The sequence below is a fragment of the Geobacter sp. SVR genome (assembly GCF_016865365.1).
Taxonomy (GTDB): domain Bacteria; phylum Desulfobacterota; class Desulfuromonadia; order Geobacterales; family Pseudopelobacteraceae; genus Pelotalea.
In genome coordinates this window covers 2,865,496-2,882,313 of the sequence record NZ_AP024469.1, presented here as the reverse complement: position 1 = coordinate 2,882,313, position 16,818 = coordinate 2,865,496, and the positions used below count along the sequence as shown (strand labels likewise).

Here is a 16,818-nt window from a genome sequence, read left to right as displayed (position 1 = left end):
GTTCAATTATCGATTCTCTCGCATAGACAACTTGTGTGAACTGTAATTAATTTGGGCTAAATTATGCTGAACCTTTGCCTTGTCAATGAAGTTAACAACCATCTTGTCCGGCTGACTGAGTGCAAAAATTTCCATGTCCGAAAATGACGAGCACAGCCACCGCACTCCATGCTACTCTGTACTTGTCTGGATGAGGAACAAAGCAAGGAGCGCAGCCATGCTGCTGGATACCGAAACATGCTATACCGCCCTGCAGTCCCGCGATACGCGCTTCGACGGCAGCTTTTTCGTGGGGGTCAGCTCCACCGGGATTTACTGTCGACCGGTCTGCCGGGCCATTACTCCCAAGGCGAAGAACTGTTCCTTTTATCCCAGCGCCGCTGCAGCGGAGGCGGCTGGCTTTCGCCCCTGCCTGCGCTGCCGGCCCGAGTTGGCTCCCGGGCTGGCGTGGGTGGATGCGGAATCGCGGTTGGCACGAATGGCGGCACAGCGGATGGAGGCGGATGGGCTGTCGGACCAGTCCATTGCCGATCTGGCGGAGTCGCTGGGAGTAGCCGACCGCCATCTGCGGCGGGTGTTTGCCCGCGAATACGGCGTGCCGCCGGTGGCTTGGCTGCAGACCCGGCGCCTGCTGGCAGCTAAACAGCTCCTGACCGAGACCACGCTGCCGGTCATGCAGGTGGCCATGGATGCCGGCTTCGGCAGCGTCAGGCGCCTGAACGCCATCTTCCGCCAGCGCTACGGTCTTGCCCCGGCCGACTTCCGCAAACGGAACGGTGACGGGCAGGACACGACTGAATCGGTGACGCTGTCACTGGCCTACCGGCCACCCCTGGCCTGGGGGACGCTGCTGCGATTCCTGGAGATGCGTGCCATACCGGGAGTGGAGCAGGTGGAGGATGCGGCCTACCAACGCACCGTGGCGGTCAACCACAAGGGCGCGACCCTGCGGGGCTGGATTGCGGTGGAGAACAAGCCGGAGCGCAACCAACTGGCGGTGCGGGTCTCGGCATCACTGTTCCCGGCTGTCAATCAGGTGCTGGCGCGGGTGCGGTTCATGTTCGATCTGAACTGCGTGCCGGGTGAGATCGAGGAAAAACTGGGGGAGATGAGGGCAGGGGGGCAGAAGGTGTTCGAGCCTGGCCTGCGACTGCCGGGCTGCTTCGACCCTTTCGAGATGACGGTGCGGGCCATCCTGGGACAGCAGATCACGGTCAAGGCTGCCCGGACCCTGGCCAAGCGCATGGCGGCCCATCTGGGCGAACCCCTGACTACTCCCTTCGAAGAGCTGACCGTGACCTTTCCGACCCCGGCTCGGCTCTGCGCCCTGGAACAGCCGGTAGAGGACCAACTGGGACCACTGGGGGTAAATGGCGCCCGCGCCCGCTCGATCCGGGCCCTGGCAGAGGCGCTGCAGTCCGGGGCGATCCGCCTGGGGCCGGGCGCGGACCCGGAGCGGGAGATGGCCAATCTGTTGCGGCTTCCGGGTATCGGCCCCTGGACCGTGCAGTATCTGGCCATGCGCGCCCTGGGCTGGCCGGATGCCTTTCCCCATACCGATTATGGAGTGAAAAAGGCGCTGGGAAATCCGTCGGAAAAGGATATGCTGGCTTTGGCCCAGCAGTGGGCGCCCTGGCGGTCCTACGCCGCGATCAGCTTGTGGAATCACCTGGGGCACGCCGATGGCGAGGTGCCATGATGAACCTGATACTGCGCACCTCACTACAAGGACACGGAGATAAGCCGTAACACCAAAACATTTTACAGGGATGAACAGGATTGACAGGATAGGGTTTTGGAAGCTGACCCGATTGGGACTTATCTTCCGATGAACCCTTCTCCCTGAGGGAGAAGGGGGCCGCAGGCGGGATGAGGGGGAGTGAGCTATCTTCACATTTGAGGACACACCTTATATCCTAACGGACCAGGAGGGTGTGTCATGAGAATGAACCGAAAATACGATGCCGAGTTTAAAGCTGAAGCGGTGAAGCTGGTTTTGGAAGACAACCGCACCATTCGCGAAGTTGAAAGCAGTCTCGGGATCACGCATGGAGTCTTAAAAGGATGGATCCGGAAACACCGTGACCAGCAGGATCCGGCTATAGCCAGTCAAATATCTGCCGAAGCAGAGCTTAAGCAACTCCGCAAAGAGAACGAGCAACTCCGTCGGGAGCGTGAAATCCTAAAAAAAGCTGTGGCCATCTTCTCAACGGATCCGCATCGTTATTCGGGTTCATAACCGAGCACCGCTCCGAATTCGGAGTGAAGGAGATGTGCCGAGTTCTGGGAGTGACTCGGAGTTGGTACTACGCCCATGCGGCCGGCCGAGTAACGAATCGGCAGCGCGAAGACCAGGCGTTGTTGCCAACGATCAAATCAGCCTTCGAAGAGAGCGACAAAACATATGGCGCGAAACGGATTACCCATAACCTACGGCAGTTAGGGCGGCGCGTCGGTAAAAACCGCATCTGGCGCCTGATGCGAGAAAACGGCCTTAAAGTCAAGACGACGCGGAAGTTCAAGGTTACAACGAATTCAGATCACAAGCGTCCTGTAGCGGACAATCTGGTGAAGCGTCAATTCTCCGCTGACGCTCCCAATCGGCTCTGGACCGGCGACATAACGTACATTGAAACGGTCCAGGGCTGGCTGTACTTGGCAGTGGTCCTCGATGTATTCTCCCGCCGGATCGTGGGCTGGAGCATGAACAAACGCATGACGGATGATCTTGTTATAGCTGCCCTTACCAATGCGATAGTCAGGCGTCGGCCGTCACCAGGATTCATCTTTCACACGGATCGTGGTTCGCAATATTGCAGCAAACGGTTTCGTGCCGTGGTCGGGAAAGCAGCTGGCATCCAAAGCATGAGCGGAACCGGATGCTGCTATGACAATGCAATTACGGAGACCTTTTTCTCCACATTGAAGAGAGAACTGATTTACCACTGCTCCTTCACGACCCGGCAAGAAGCACAGAGCCGGATATTTCGTTACATCGAAGGTTTCTACAACCGCAAGAGGATTCACTCTGCGATTGGCTATCTCACTCCTGAACAGTTTGAGCAGCAGGAGCTAAAGATGGCAGCATAGAATTTTGAGTGTGTCCTCTATTGCGAAGACAGGTCAGAGAGCAGAACAGCAATATCAACCACTTCCCCCCTCACCCTGACCCTCTCCCTCAGGGAGAGGGGAAATAAGCCTTGTTGCGGAATATTGACGCCAATCTTATGAAGTTCATCCTGTCTATCCATGTAATAGTGTTTTTCCTGGTTTCCATGATGAAAGGAGTACCGACCAATGAAACGGACATGCAGGATCGATACGCCGCTGGGCGAGATGGTGGCGCTAGTGGAAGGGGAAGCCCTGGCAGGGCTGTGGTTTGTGGGGCAGAAATATGCGCCGGCAGGCTGCGCCGAATGGCAGCGGGACGGGGAACATTCCGTTCTCGTGACGCTACGGAGTCAACTGGCAGCCTACTTTGCCGGATCGTCGCGAACCTTCGATCTGCCGCTTGCCCCACAGGGTACGCCGTTCCAGATGGCGATCTGGGCGCTGCTGCGCTCCATACCTTCCGGTGAGGTCGTCACCTACGGCGCGCTGGCCCGGCAGGTGGCCACGCAGCGGCAGGGTATTGTGCCTTCGGCCCAAGCGGTAGGGGGGGCGGTCGGCCACAATCCGATCAGCATCGTCATTCCCTGTCACCGGGTTGTTGGAGCAAACGGCTCCCTGACCGGCTATGCCGGCGGCCTGGACCGCAAGGCCGCCCTGTTGGAACTGGAGACGGCGTAGGGAACGATTGCTCCGTCCGTCAAACCCGTTACAATAAAAGCTGGAGCCGTATGAAGAGTGAAGGGGGCCGGGTGAACAGCGGGAGGTTGATATGTCAGCCAGGAACAGAGAAATCGTTGAAAAGGTGAACAGCGCCTTTGCCGAGAACAATCTGGAAGGATTCTTGATGTTCTGCACGGACGACGTGACCTGGACGATGGTCGGCAACAAGACTGTCAAGGGCAAGGGCGCCATCCGCCAGTGGATGGCATCAATGGACTTTGAACCGCCGAAGTTTACCGTCGACGCCCTGATCGCCGAGGGTGACTTTGTCGCGGCGCACGGTGACATGACCATGAAGGAAGACGGGGATGACGTTCCCTACTCCTACTGCGACATTTACCGCTTCCAGGGCGAAAAGATCGCAGGTCTGAAATCTTTTGTCATAAAAACGGGAATGTAAGGAGATCGGCAGAGGGATGAAAAAAGACCTCGAATCCGCTGGAATCGAGGTCTTTACCTCTTAGAGTGACTATCCCGGCACCCTGCCCGCTATCCCTTCCGTTCCCCGGCCGCAAGGGCCTTCACGTCTTCCGTGCTGAATGACTTTCCGCCAAAGCCCCAGTCGCCACTTTTGACCTCTTCCACAATGCACACCGTTGCCTGGCGCATGTTCTCCCCTTCAATGGAAACCATCGTGTCGGTCAGTTTCTGTATCATTTCCCGCTTCTGCGCCGACGAAAATACTCCCTCAATAAGCTTTACCTGGATGAGCGGCATAGATCCTCCCCGTGGTTTTGATTCGGTAACCTCAAGGTTGCTCCATACGATTCAAGTGTAGCCGACATCCCCGGAAATACAAAAGCGGCTGCCCTCCCGCCTCAAACATCTCTTTCGTTCGTCCGCTCTCAGGTCGGCGAATCCGGCGTCACCGCTCGGTTTCCTCCTCGACCGGCGGCTGCTCCGCTGCCGTCTCCATGCCCTCGGCCACTTCCGGGATGATGCCCATGCGCCGGTAGATCGGGCGCACCTTTTCCCTGATGCCGGGCAATTGCCGCACGAACATCGCCGCCCCTGCCAGGCAGCCGCCGCCACCGATCAACAGCGTGTAGCGGGGCCCGATGATGCCGGCCAGGGAACCGGCCGCCAGGCTGCCCAAGGGCGCCATGCCTACAAAGGCCATGGTGAACAGGCTCATTACCCGGCCGCGCTTGTCTTCCTCCAGAATGGTCTGCAGAATGGTATTGCAGGATGCCACCACGGTCATTGCCCCGAATCCGGCCAGGGCCAGCGCAGCCAGGGAAAGCGGAAAATTGTCGGAAAGTGCGAAGATGGCGATGCCTGCGGCAAAGCAGACAGTGGCCTTGACGATCACCCGCCCCAATCCGAGCACGCTGTCGCGCAAGGCCAGGAACAGCGTGCCGGACAAGGCTCCGCAGCCTGCCGCAGTCATCAGGAAGCCGAAGGTGTGCGCGCCTCCGTGGAGAATGTCCTTGGCAAAGACCGGCACCAGCACGGCATAAGGCATCCCCATCAGACTGATCAGGGCCACCAGCAGCAGGATGCTTCTGATAGGCCCGAATTTCGCGGCATAGGCGACCCCTTCGCGGAGTTCGTGCAGGATGTGTGGGCGGTGATGGTGATGGTGCGAACGGGGCGGGATGCGCATGGCTGCCAGCGCCAGGATCACCGCCAGATAGCTGGCGGCATTGAGCAGAAAACAGATCCCTTCGCCCACCGAGGCCACCAGCAGCCCGGCCACCGAAGGACCGATCAGACGGGCGCCATTGACCATGGATGAGTTGAGGGCAATGGCATTGCTCAGATCGTCCCTATGCTCGACCATCTGGACGACGAACGATTGCCGCACCGGTATGTCCACGGCATTGACAATGCCCAGGACCAGGCTCAGGGCAATGATCTGCCACACCTGAACGATGCCGGTCAGTACGGCGGCTGCCAGAAAGGCCGCCTGCAGCATGGCCAGCATCTGGGTGACGATCAGCAGGCGCCGCCGGTCCCAGTGGTCGGCCAGTACCCCGGCCACCGGGGAGATCAGGATCGACGGGATCTGGCTGAAGAAGCCCACTACGCCCAGCAGCGTGGCAGACCCGGTCAGACGGTAGACCAGCCAGCTCATGGCCACCTGCTGCATCCAGGTCCCCACCAGCGAAACGCTCTGCCCGGCAACGAACAGGCGGTAGTTCCGGGAGCGCAGGGCGCGCAAAAGCTGACGGATGACGGCTCCCTTCCTTGTATGCTCGTCTGTAGCGCTCATCCGGTCCGCCTGGCTTCAGACATCACGGTCCGCTCAGAAATTCGAGCAGGGCCGCGTGAAATCGCTCTTTCTTTTCTATATGCGGGATGTGCCCCACATTCGGAATTTCCACCAGCCGTGCTCCTGGAATCAGCTGCGCCGTCCGGCGCCCCAGTTCCGGGTATTGCCCCACCGTGGGCAGCAGCTCCTTCTTGACCCGCGCCTTGCCCACCACGGTCCGGTCGGACTGGCCGATCACCAGCAGGGTTTTTGCCTTCAGATCCTTGAATTCGTGACAGACCGGCTGTTCGTAGATCATCTCGTAGGTCAGGGCCGAGGACAGGGCCAGGCGGGGGAATTCCCCGGACAGCTTCTGGCGGGCCGCCACCTCGGCGTACTCGCCGTACTCCGGCTGCCATACCACGAAGTAGCTTTTATGATAGGCGCGGATGTTCTCGGCCGTGGCATTCAACTCGCTCTGGTATTGGTCGTCCACCCCGATATAGGGAACGATGCGGCGATAGTCTTCCAGTCCGATCGGATTCTCCAGCACCAGTCCGGTGGCGGTTTCCGGATACATCAGGGCAAAGCGTGTCGCCAGCATGCCCCCCATGGAGTGCCCCACGACCATCACTTCCCTGATGTCCAGTTTGTCCAGGAGCTTGCGGGTGTTGGCGGCCAGGGCGTGGAAGCTGTAATGAATGTTGGGTTTGGAGGACTTGCCGAACCCGATCTGGTCGGGCACCACCACCCGGTAGCCCTTGTCGGCCAGGAATGCGATGGTGTCTTTCCAGTAGGCGCCGAAGAAGTTCTTGCCATGGAGCAGCAGCACGGTTTTGCCGTTCCAGGTACTCTGGGGGTGGATATCCATGTAGGCCATCCGCAGGTCCTGCCCCTCCATGGACAGCGGCAGATACTGCACCGGGTAGGGATAGCCGTACCCTTCGAGGGTGATGGAGAGCGGCGACAGCTCCTCTTCGGCCAGAACCGCCTGTGCGGGGAAGATCAGCATGGCCATGAGGAGCAACAGTGCGAATGGCTTCATGTATTCGCCTCCTTTTCGAAAGATGAAGGCTGCCTGTCGATCGAAGCAGCCTTTCGTTTATCATCTTATACCACGCTGACGGCCGGAACGCGATGAGGTTCCGGGTCTCGGATGTCGCCCCTGCGGCTCGGCAGTGGCGTCAGCGTACGATCAGATGCTTCGGCGTCACATCCGTGATGGCGAGTTCCTCCAGCAGTTGCCGGACCAAGGACGCCTCCACCTGCTGCAGCGCCGTCTGGCCCCCCGGCATACGATCGATCTTTCCCCCGGCCATCATGCCGTGTCCGCCGGCTGTTCCATTGCCGTTCACCAGCCGTCTGATGATCTCCCCCGCGTTGTGCTGGCGGCTTGTGGTGCGCAGGGAGAGGATCAGCTCCTTGTTGTACCCCCCGATGCTCAGCACGGTTTCGATCCCCTCCAGCCTGATCAGGAGGTCGGCCATCTCCGCCACGACTTCGGGAAAGTAGATCTTTTGCAGGTTCACAACCAGCAGGTTGCCGTAGACCGTCGCGTTCTCCATTCCTCTGTGGAGCGTTTGGAAGTATTCCAGCGGCAGCTTTGGATGGTGGATTTCGTACAAAAGCCGCTTGTTGGCCAGGGGGAAGAGGTGCAGATAGGCATCCCGGTCGTGGCGGGTAGCCTCGCGCCCCAGGTCCTGGGTATCGGCTTTGATGGCGCAGAACAGGGCCGTGGCCAGGGCGGTGCCGATAGGGACCTGCTGGACCAGCAGGTATTCGTAAATAATTGTGGCGGTGACGCCGTACTCTTCGCGAACATCCACCCAACGGCACCGCTCGGTTGCCTCCCGCAGGGGGTGGTGGTCGATGACGACGTCCACACGGCAGTCCGGGGGGAGCGAATTGTTGCCGGTACCGGGCTGGGTGTCCAGCATGCAGACCGCGCTGACTTCGCTCAGATCCACCAGTTCGAGGGGAGTGAGCATGATGCCCAGCTCTTTGGTCATGGCAAGATTTTCACTGCGCCCGATCATGCCGGAAAAGGTCATGACCGCATCCCGGTTCAGCTTCACGGCAATGAGATGGCGCAGAGCCATGGCGGATGCCAGGCAGTCCGGATCGGGATTGTCGTGGATGACGATGATGGTTTTGCCGCGGCCCCGCAGCCATTCCAGCATGGCATCGGATTTTTCCTTGGAATGCTGGAGGGCCTCCGGGGAATAGCGGCGGGTAGTGGTCATGGCGTTTTACCTCTCTGTGCCCGGCAGTAATCCGGCCCTAAGTGGAAATGTACCTGATGAATTCAAAAAAGCCACCGCATCCGCGCTGGCTTTTGCCCCTGCCATATCCCCACATTCACCGGCTCCGGGAAAATGATGGCTACTCCTCCAACGGCATCCGGCCCGTGCGGCGTACATACTCCAGCTGTTCTGTTTTCTTTTTGATGAATTCGTTGCAGTAGCTCCAGATGCGGTAGCTCTCCACGCTCAGGATGGTGAAGCCCGCGCCGAGCACGGCCCAGTAGTTGTCATTCAGGGCCTTGGCAAAGTGGTAGAACAGGAAGAAGCCGGTCAGGTAGCCCACGTGGCAGAAGCTGCTTTTATGCTCCATGGCGGCCATCATGCGTGACAGGCTGAGGATGATGGCGGAAAAGGTGTACAGGAGCAGCACGGTGCTGATCACTTGCGGTGAGGGGGGAGCGCCCAGGGAGGCGATGATGGTGTCGGGGAGCGGCAGCAGGGGAAAGTCGCGCCAGGCCATCAGGGAGATCAGCAGGAACAGCGAAAGCGCCCAGAGACCCCGGTTGGAAAAGGTCTTCAGGCGCCTGATGTCCGCCTCGATCACGACTGCCAGCAGCTCGCCCGCCTCGGGTTCGGGCTGTGCGAATTCGACCGGATGATTGTTTTCGGTCTGCATCATGATGCCTCGCGGCCTGACTGCTGCTCGGTTACTCCTGCCGTACCTTGTCCTTGCGGATACCCAGTTCCTGCTGGGATTTGCGAAGCTTAACGTTGAGGTTATAGTAGGATTTTGCCACCCTGTCAAGTTCCTGCGGGAACCGGCGGGGCGGGGCCGAGAGCTCCTCCAGCCCTTCGACCTCCTCGACGAAATCGTTCAGTTTCTGCATGGGGAGAAATACGCTCCGCCTGAGCAGGGCGGTCACTCCACCCACTGTCAGCGCCAGCACCATCACCGTGAAGATGATCATCTGGTTGCGGATCGAGGCCAGCGAGGAGAGCATCATCTCCTGCGAAAGACCGATGTCGAGCGTTCCCAGCACCTTCTGGCTGGCAGGGTGCACGTGGCAGGCGGCATTGGAACATTCCGGTTCATTGTAGATCGGCGCGGTGATGGCCAGTACGTCGGTGCCGGCCTTGTTCCTGAAGCTGCGCGCCTGCTCCATCCTGCCCAGGGTGCTGGCCGGGGTCGCCCCGGCATGGCACCCCACGCATCCCTCGGCCTTCTTGTCCACCTGGTGCCCGGTCTCATCCGGGCGGGAAGAAAAATTCACCACGCCTTTCTTGTTGAAGATCCGGACATGCTCGACCCCCTGCTGCTCACCAATGTTATGCACGATGGTGGTCAGCATTTCCCGGTCCGATTTGAGCATGGCGTAGCGGGTGGATTTGAGAACGGTGTCGGCCAGATTGGCAGCATGCCCCACTGCGTCGCGGGTGACGACGTTCTTGACCATGGTGTAGAGCAGCAGGAAGCATACCACCACGAAACCGGTGACTGCCAGGCCGACGGGTACCAATGCCTTTCCTGCGAGTGACTTGAACATGGCGCTTCTCCCCTCGTACGCTTCGAATGACGGCTACTTTGCCGCCGACTTTACTTTGTGACAGGTGGCGCAGTTTTCCTTGACCGTGAAAGCTATCTTCCCGTCATGACAGGCCCCGCACGATTTGCCCGCCTCCATCTCGACCATGGTCACCTTGGCCTTGGTGCGGCCGAGCGGATAATAGCGGGTATGGCAATTGCTGCAGCCGTACATCTTGATGTGCGAGGCGTGGCTGAAGGTGGTCTGGCCGGCATCCTTGATGGTGAAGACCACGTCCCTGACCGGGTGGCAGCCGATGCAGGACGAGATCGAAAAGGCCTTTTTGCCGTTGTGGCAGGCCCCGCACGATTTGCCCTGTTCCATTTCGACCATGCTGACCTTCGGATTGCCGGAAGTCTTGAACAGAGCGTTATGGCAGGAAGAGCACTCCTGCTTTTTCAGGTGCACGCTGTGCCGGAAGATGACCGGCCCGGTCTCTTTTACCTTGATGGTGACGTCCTTGACCTTATGGCAGCCGGTGCACTGCTCCAGGGCAAAGGCCTGCTTCCCGTTGTGACACTGGCCGCACGACCTGCCCTGTTCCATGTCCGCCATGGTGTAGCGCACATTCTTTTTCATGTTCTCGTTATGGCACGACCGGCAACTGACGTTGGGGGACTTGTCGTTCTTCTTCTTCATGTGGCTCGAATGCTTGAAGACCACCTTCCCCGCATTTTCGGTGGTAAAGGTCACATCCTTGATCTCCAGCGCTGTCCCCGGCGAGGAGAGGCATCCGATCGCCAGCAGGAGGGATAGGGTCAAAATCGGCAGTTTCATGGTCGTCTCCTGTCAAGAATCTCGCAGTGCATGTGCAGCGGCGGTTGCGGCCAACGTGCTGATGAATCGGGAATCAGCGCTTCTCGGTCTCCGCGACCAGCGAGGTGCGGAAGGCGGCGGCCAGGGCCGGTTGCTCGGCAAGGCCGGCATGTTCGCGGGCATGAACCGGCACCGTTGCCGGCTGCTCCTGGGTCTGCCACTGGTACAGGATCGGCAGGCGGTAGAGAATGAAGCGGTAGACCACGATGTAGATGCAGAAGATCGTCAGGCTGATGATCGCCTCGCGCCAGTGCGGGATTTCGCGATGGGGCAGCTTCCAGTTGAAGGTGATCAGTGCGGTGTTGACGCGGTTCAGCACGACCCCGAAGACCGTCAGGAAGGCCGCGGTACGGACCAGTCCCATCATCTTGCGACGGATGGAGTAGCCGAACAGGGTCAGCGGCAGGAGCACGCCCACCCCCAGTTCGAGCAGGTACCACATGCCCCAGCCGGTGGACAGATAGCTCCACTTGTTGTCGTGCGCCACGCCGATCAGCTTGATGGTCAGGTAGGTGGCCAGCCCCATGCTGGCGCCCTTGGCGAGCGAAAGGGTAACCCGGTCGAGATTGGCGAGATAATTTTCATCGCAGCGCCAGGTAATGATTCTGGCGGCGATGGTGCTGACCACGATCACCATGCAGAGCCCGCCGGGCAGCGAGGAGACGAAAAAATGCAGCCACTGGAACGAGGCCGAGTACCACAGCGGGTGCACTTTGCCCGGTGCATAGGTGAACAGCGCTCCCAGAGCCCCCTGGTGCAGGGTGGAGAGGATGATGCCGGACACGGTCAGGCCGAGGGTGATGCGGCGCACGGCACGCTTTCCGGCCTGAAAGCCGATCCACTCGAAGAAACTGGTGGAAACTTCGGCGATCTGGACCGAGAGGTAGGTGGAGACATGCCAGGCCACCAGGAACAGCACCGCCGCCGGACCGAAGGAAACCACCATGGGGTAGGGCAGGCGCCAGGGCTGGCCCAGGTCGCACAGCAGATAGATCACGGCGAAGAAGTAGCCCAGTAGGCCGTTCAGCAACCCCAGCCGTTCCAAAGGTTGCAGGTCGTGCCGGCCGAACACCTCGCAAGCCGTGCCGAGCTGAAAGCCGGATGAGGAGAGCGGCACCATGCCGAACAGTCCGAAGCCGAGAAACAGACCCCAGGGATAGTCGTTGGAGCTGTGGGTGACCCAGGAGAGGCCGAAGGCGAAACGCCCCAGGATGATCGGAATGCCGATGGCGAATACCAACGCCAGAAACCAGTTGAAGGGGTTGCGCAGGGCCTGGAGCATATACATTTGGGGGGAGAGGCCGAGCAACAGCTTCTCCATCAGGGTCCACTTGCGTCCCGGCTCCTTTTCCATCGATTTTACGGTTTCGACACCGAGTGCGGTCAATGATTTCATGGCTTACTGTCCTCCTGTCCGTGGTTGGCGTGCTCATGGCCGTGGTCCTTGTTGCGGGTGGCCAGCAGATGGATGCCGCTGAACAGGGCCGGCCAGATCGTCAGCACCATTGGAACGGTGCCCAGGAAATCCTTGACGTTGGAGATGATCGGATCGTTGGACAGAGAAGTATCCAGGGCGATCTGTTCCGGGGAGAGGCTGGAGAGATAGAGCCAGCCGGTGCCGCCGCATTCCTTTTCGCCGTAAACATGGTCGTGGTAGCGGTCCGGGGTCTCCCTGATGCGCTCGTGGGCCACCTTGATCAGGTCCTTGCGGTGCCCGAACGTGAGCGCCTCCTGCGGACAGATCTCGACGCAGGCAGGGGGACGGCCGACCTTGAGCCGGGTGTCGTAGCAGAAGATGCACTTCTTGACCACCGGGTTGAAGGCGCTGGAGTAGCTGTAGGCCGGCATGTTGAAAGGGCAGGCGATCATGCAGTTGCGGCACCCCACGCAGATCTTTGAATTGTAGATGACCGCCCCTTCCTTGGTCTTCGTGTAGGCATTCACGAAGCACGAGGTCAGGCAGGCCGGTTCGTTGCAGTGGTTGCACTGCTGTTTGCGATACACCGGTCCTTTGCCTTGCTCCTGGGGCTCATAGCGGTTGACCACTGTCAGGGCGTTCTCGTCGGTGCGGCGCGTCTCTTTGAAGACCGATTTGTCGTCGAAGGAGGAGGCCGGCTCGGGCAGTTTCTGCTCCTTGTTGCAGGCCGCTTCGCAACTGCGGCAGCCGATGCAGCGGGTAGTATCCACCAGTACCCCCATGCCGTCCGGGTACCCTTCGAAGGACCCGCTGCCCCAGGCTTTGCCGGTCATGCCGAGTGAGGCGGTGGCCCCGCTCACCAGGCAGGCCTTCAGGAAATCTCTCCGTTTCATGGTGTTCTCCTTGTGATTGGGAAAGTCTTCTATCCTTGCGGGGGCAGGTCCCTTACTCGCTCCCCCCATGCTGAGAGTCAGTGTCCGTGCCCCGTGGCGGTCCTGGTTTTCGGGGTGAATTCCCCGCTGTTGTACAAGGCGTGCCCGGCCTTCTTGCGGGTGTGGCAGTCTTCGCATCCCACCGGCCCTGCCGCCTGTTTGCTGTGGCATCCGATGCAGGCCTGGTGCATGGCTCCTTTGAGCCCCGGCTTGTCGCGATGGTAGATTTTCTCGTTGCTGCTCAGCTCCTTCAGGCTGGCTACCGAGAAGGGGCTGCGGGAGTGGCATCCCCGACAGGTGACGGTTTTCGCTTCACCGCTGTTCCGGTGACAACGGACGCAATTGGGATCTTCCACCAGCGTGCCGGTCGTGTGGTGGTGGCAGTCCGAACATTCCTTGGCGTCCCGGACATGCTTGGCGTGGTTGAACGGGAAGGGCTCGTACAGGGTGCCCTTGTCGTTCAGGGTGATCGTATCCGGTATGCTGATTCCCAGGCAGACCGCCGGGACGAGCATCAGCAGGATCATGAGAGCCGGGGAAGGCCGGAACCTGTAAGCGCGCATGGTGATGTCTCCTTTCTGTCGGGCGTTCATGACGCTCCCTTAGTGTTTTTGGGTGCCGGTGAGGTCTTTGCTTTCGTCCTTGCCGTGCAGGTAGCGGTAAAACATGGGGAACCCGACGAAGAATGCCACGCAGATCAGGTACTCGACCCCCTTGATGTACTGGTAGTAATCCACCAGCGTGAACACCTCTTTGATTTCTCCCATCGAGTTAAGCATTTGATCGAACATGGCCATTGCCTCCTTTTATAAAGTCCGCCTCATGCCTTGGATTGGTTCGTTCACCGGTTCCGGGAGGTGGCTTCGGCCTTTTGCTTGCTGCCGCTCAGGGCTCCCTTGATCATGCCGTACAGGGTGGCGATGGCCGGCATGAGCTGGATTACCACCACCAGGGCGCAGAATCCGAGGAACAGAAGGATCAGGGTGCCGCTCATGTAGACTTTGTTGGTCGATGCGGCGTGGGCTGCGCCGGTACCCATCAGTACCAGCATCAGGCTTTGTGCGATTGTCATCAGACTGTACTTGCCGTTCATGATGTGCCTCCTTGTGATGGTATGCGGTCCGGGACCGCTCGTGATACGCGCCGCTTCCTCCGGATCAGGCCGGATCGAGGCGCAGGTTTTTGAAGGCGCAGCTCACTGCCTGGCGGATCTCTTCGCGATCCTCGGCGTTGACCGGTTTCAGGGCGTGATAGAAAATGCCCTCGCTCCGGAGTTTCCTGATCAGCGGCAGGGTTGCGTCCGCCGCCACCAGGATGATGGTCAGCTTGCGGTTGCATTGTTTGAGGAGCGGAATCAGCTCCACGGCGGTCATTTCGTCGAACTTGGTGCCGAGCAGCACCACCTGCGCCGTTTTCTTGAGGATGCCGTACAGGGCATTGGCCACCGAATTGGTTACCACGACGTTATAGCCGGCTTCGATAAACATCTCCGCCATCTGTTTCCGGCAATCCATGTCTTCATCGACGATAAGAAGTCCTTGCATGATCGCCCCCTCGCTTGCCCCGGTGGTGGCTCTCCCGCCGGCCGGCTTCATTGTTTGCCGTTGCTGCCGGTGGCAGATGCTTTGGTCTTTTTGTCGGCGGAGGAAAAGAGCCCTTTCAGCATGCCGCCGAACAGCATGATGCCGGGGATGAACTGGAACAGGACGATCAGCACGCCAAAGGCGATGAAAAAGGTTGCCAGGAGGCTGAGCCCTTCGCTGTCGCCTCCTCCCGATGCCAGCGCCTGGGTGACCGTTATCACCAGGGACAGTATGGTTGCTGATGCAGTTTTCATGACGTTCTCCTTTTTGGTGCGGATGAGGGTGATGACCAGCTTCGCTTGCCGTGGTCCTTGCCCTGTGATTAGCATGGGGCGTGCCATGTTGTTTTGTGTATAATTTGTGTTTTAAAATCAAATACTTACTTTGGTGGGGGTGCGTCTGTGCCGAAGGGGGAGTATAGAAAAGCGATACGCTCGGACCGGAGGATATGTTCTGGCTCTTGATTGTAAGTTTTTAATTTTTCGACTGTTTTGCACTGCGTGTCCAGTCGGGAGCGACTGTATATGAAATCGATACAGTATTTGTACGGCTTGTTACCGGTCTTTTTTACCCGGGACAGTTGACTTGAGGGGGTGTGATGATAGGATTTTAATCTTGAGGACCTGTATTCAATGTCTGCAATCCAGAGAGGGACACGGGATGGAACGGATCAGCATATTGGTGGTTGACGATGAGGCGGTGATCAGGGAGGGGTTGAAGCGTATCCTCGACAGCGGGCGCTTTGCCGTGGAAGCCTGCCAGAGCGGTCAGCGGGCGATCGAGCTCCTGCAGGAGCATGAGTTCGACCTGATCGTCACGGACCTGAAAATGCCGGGCATGAACGGCATCGAGGTGCTCACTGCCGTAAAGACGCTCCAGCCCGATGTGCCGGTCATCATGATCACCGGTTATGCCTCGGTGGATACTGCCGTGGAGGCCATGAAATGCGGGGCGGTCGATTATATCACCAAGCCGTTTACCCCGGAGCAGTTCCTGGAAAAGCTGGAGCGTGCGCTGGAACAGCGCCATCAACTGCTGGACGAAATGTACCTGAAAAAGGAGATCAGCAGCCACCACGGCTTTAACCGATTCGTCGGTGAAAGCAAGGAGATGCAGAAGGTGTACCGCAGGATCATCCAGGTGGCGGCAACCACCAGTACGGTGCTGATCACCGGGGAGAGCGGCACCGGCAAGGAGCTGGTGGCCCGCGCCATCCATGACAACGGTCCCCGGCGGGAACAGCCCTTCGTGGCGGTGGACTGTTCGGCCCTGGCCGAGAACCTGTTGGAGAGCGAGCTGTTCGGCCATGTAAAGGGGTCGTTTACCGGAGCGGTCCAGACCAAGGTTGGACTGTTCAAGGTGGCTGACGGCGGCACGCTCTTCCTGGACGAGGTTTCCAACATCAGTCTTTCTACCCAGGCCAAGCTTCTGAGAGCCTTTCAGGAACGCCAGATTACTCCCATCGGCGGGACCCAGCCAGTTCCGATCAATATCCACCTGATTGCGGCCACCAACAGGAACCTGAGGACCATGGTCGGCGAAGGGGCTTTCCGGGAGGACCTCTTTTTCCGGCTCAACGTGATTCCGATCGATCTGCCGCCGCTGCGCGAGCGCAAGGGGGATGTGCCGCTTCTGATCCAACACTTCCTGAGGCGCTTTTCGGTCGCAATCGGCAAGGAGATCCGGGGTGTGGCGCCCGATGCCATGGCCATGCTGGAGGCCTATGCCTATCCGGGCAACGTGCGCGAGGTGGAGAACATCATCGAGCGGGCAGTGGTGCTGGCTGAAGGGGATATCATCAGCAGGGAGGACCTGGACCAGTTCGACAGCGCCGGTGGTAATGAGCCACGTCGGGAAGAGACATTCTTCGGCGCACGGATTCCCGTTACTGCCGAAGAGCTGAAGGAAATGAAGCGTCATATCCGCGGCCAGGCCGTGGAGGAGATCGAGAAAGCGTTCCTGATCAGCGCCCTGAAGCGCAACAACTGCAATGTCACTAAGGCCGCCGAGGAAACCGGCATCCTGCGGACCAATTTCCAGGGTATGCTTAAGCGGCTGGGGATTTCGTCCCGCACCCAGATGGAGCTGTAACAGGTCGTTGAAAAACGGGCATCTCGCCGCCGTCCTCGTCAGCCCGCTTGTGCGGCGTAGCGCTGCTACGCCTCCGCGGGGCCTCCTGCGGGTGCGACGATCTGCCCATTTTTGAACGACCTGTCGGG

20 protein-coding genes are annotated in these 16,818 nt (G+C 59.4%); 6 read left to right on the top strand and 14 right to left on the bottom strand.

Annotation, left to right across the window (positions count from 1 at the left end):
* The first annotated feature begins 217 nt into the window (after positions 1–217).
* From GSVR_RS13490 to GSVR_RS13470, 5 genes are all read left to right on the top strand, one after another.
* A complete protein-coding gene (locus GSVR_RS13490) occupies positions 218–1,699 on the top strand; it encodes a DNA-3-methyladenine glycosylase 2 (protein WP_173202362.1) in 1,482 nt (493 codons plus the stop codon).
* A 240-nt stretch (positions 1,700–1,939) separates the two neighbouring features.
* On the top strand, positions 1,940–2,239 hold the full coding sequence (locus GSVR_RS13485) for a transposase (RefSeq protein WP_173202482.1): 300 nt from the start codon (positions 1,940–1,942) through the stop codon (positions 2,237–2,239).
* The gene (locus GSVR_RS13480; protein WP_203978876.1) at positions 2,236–3,090 is read left to right on the top strand and encodes an IS3 family transposase; all 855 of its coding nucleotides are present in this window, start codon (positions 2,236–2,238) and stop codon (positions 3,088–3,090) included. Before GSVR_RS13485 ends, GSVR_RS13480 begins: the two co-directional genes overlap by 4 nt.
* A gap of 207 nt (positions 3,091–3,297) precedes the next feature.
* Positions 3,298–3,789, top strand: a complete 492-nt coding sequence (locus tag GSVR_RS13475; RefSeq protein ID WP_173202161.1) for a methylated-DNA--[protein]-cysteine S-methyltransferase — start codon at positions 3,298–3,300, stop codon at positions 3,787–3,789.
* Between the two features lie 91 nt (positions 3,790–3,880).
* Positions 3,881–4,231, top strand: coding sequence for a nuclear transport factor 2 family protein (locus GSVR_RS13470; RefSeq protein WP_173202162.1), 351 nt, complete (start codon positions 3,881–3,883; stop codon positions 4,229–4,231).
* An 89-nt stretch (positions 4,232–4,320) separates the two neighbouring features.
* Here the strand turns inward: GSVR_RS13470 and GSVR_RS13465 are convergent, their stop codons facing one another.
* The 14 genes from GSVR_RS13465 to GSVR_RS13400 all read right to left on the bottom strand — a co-directional run bounded on the left by GSVR_RS13465 (position 4,321) and on the right by GSVR_RS13400 (position 14,853).
* Positions 4,321–4,548 carry a 4-oxalocrotonate tautomerase family protein gene (locus GSVR_RS13465; protein WP_173202163.1) on the bottom strand — a complete coding sequence of 76 codons (228 nt, stop codon included), beginning with the start codon at positions 4,546–4,548 and terminating at the stop codon, positions 4,321–4,323.
* Between the two features lie 148 nt (positions 4,549–4,696).
* Positions 4,697–6,046 (bottom strand): MFS transporter, encoded by a 1,350-nt coding sequence (locus tag GSVR_RS13460; protein ID WP_173202164.1) that lies wholly within the window; start codon positions 6,044–6,046, stop codon positions 4,697–4,699.
* A 22-nt stretch (positions 6,047–6,068) separates the two neighbouring features.
* Positions 6,069–7,070, bottom strand: a complete 1,002-nt coding sequence (locus GSVR_RS13455; protein WP_203978671.1) for an alpha/beta fold hydrolase — start codon at positions 7,068–7,070, stop codon at positions 6,069–6,071.
* 139 nt (positions 7,071–7,209) lie between these two features.
* On the bottom strand, positions 7,210–8,268 hold the full coding sequence (locus tag GSVR_RS13450; protein WP_173202165.1) for a bifunctional oligoribonuclease/PAP phosphatase NrnA: 1,059 nt from the start codon (positions 8,266–8,268) through the stop codon (positions 7,210–7,212).
* A gap of 139 nt (positions 8,269–8,407) precedes the next feature.
* The gene (locus tag GSVR_RS13445; RefSeq protein WP_203978669.1) at positions 8,408–8,947 is read right to left on the bottom strand and encodes a menaquinol oxidoreductase; all 540 of its coding nucleotides are present in this window, start codon (positions 8,945–8,947) and stop codon (positions 8,408–8,410) included.
* Between the two features lie 28 nt (positions 8,948–8,975).
* Positions 8,976–9,812 (bottom strand): cytochrome C, encoded by an 837-nt coding sequence (locus GSVR_RS13440; RefSeq protein ID WP_173202166.1) that lies wholly within the window; start codon positions 9,810–9,812, stop codon positions 8,976–8,978.
* Positions 9,813–9,845: 33 nt separating this feature from the next.
* On the bottom strand, positions 9,846–10,628 hold the full coding sequence (locus tag GSVR_RS13435; RefSeq protein ID WP_173202167.1) for a cytochrome c3 family protein: 783 nt from the start codon (positions 10,626–10,628) through the stop codon (positions 9,846–9,848).
* A gap of 73 nt (positions 10,629–10,701) precedes the next feature.
* Positions 10,702–12,063 (bottom strand): polysulfide reductase, encoded by a 1,362-nt coding sequence (locus GSVR_RS13430; protein WP_239077330.1) that lies wholly within the window; start codon positions 12,061–12,063, stop codon positions 10,702–10,704.
* On the bottom strand, positions 12,060–12,977 hold the full coding sequence (locus GSVR_RS13425; protein ID WP_173202168.1) for a 4Fe-4S dicluster domain-containing protein: 918 nt from the start codon (positions 12,975–12,977) through the stop codon (positions 12,060–12,062). The genes GSVR_RS13430 and GSVR_RS13425 overlap by 4 nt, the downstream gene beginning before the upstream one ends.
* Before the next feature lie 77 nt (positions 12,978–13,054).
* Positions 13,055–13,609 (bottom strand): cytochrome c3 family protein, encoded by a 555-nt coding sequence (locus GSVR_RS13420; RefSeq protein ID WP_239077329.1) that lies wholly within the window; start codon positions 13,607–13,609, stop codon positions 13,055–13,057.
* Positions 13,610–13,618: 9 nt separating this feature from the next.
* Complete coding sequence (locus tag GSVR_RS13415; RefSeq protein ID WP_173202169.1) at positions 13,619–13,807, bottom strand: hypothetical protein; 189 nt, start codon at positions 13,805–13,807, stop codon at positions 13,619–13,621.
* Between the two features lie 50 nt (positions 13,808–13,857).
* Positions 13,858–14,109 (bottom strand): hypothetical protein, encoded by a 252-nt coding sequence (locus tag GSVR_RS13410; protein WP_173202170.1) that lies wholly within the window; start codon positions 14,107–14,109, stop codon positions 13,858–13,860.
* 64 nt (positions 14,110–14,173) lie between these two features.
* Positions 14,174–14,560: a response regulator gene (locus GSVR_RS13405; RefSeq protein WP_173202171.1), complete on the bottom strand. Its 387-nt coding sequence runs from the start codon at positions 14,558–14,560 to the stop codon at positions 14,174–14,176.
* A gap of 47 nt (positions 14,561–14,607) precedes the next feature.
* Positions 14,608–14,853: a hypothetical protein gene (locus GSVR_RS13400; protein WP_173202172.1), complete on the bottom strand. Its 246-nt coding sequence runs from the start codon at positions 14,851–14,853 to the stop codon at positions 14,608–14,610.
* Positions 14,854–15,259: 406 nt separating this feature from the next.
* Here GSVR_RS13400 and GSVR_RS13395 point away from each other — a divergent pair, with 406 nt between their 5' ends.
* Positions 15,260–16,690 carry a sigma-54 dependent transcriptional regulator gene (locus tag GSVR_RS13395; RefSeq protein WP_173202173.1) on the top strand — a complete coding sequence of 477 codons (1,431 nt, stop codon included), beginning with the start codon at positions 15,260–15,262 and terminating at the stop codon, positions 16,688–16,690.
* The last annotated feature ends 128 nt before the right edge of the window (positions 16,691–16,818 follow it).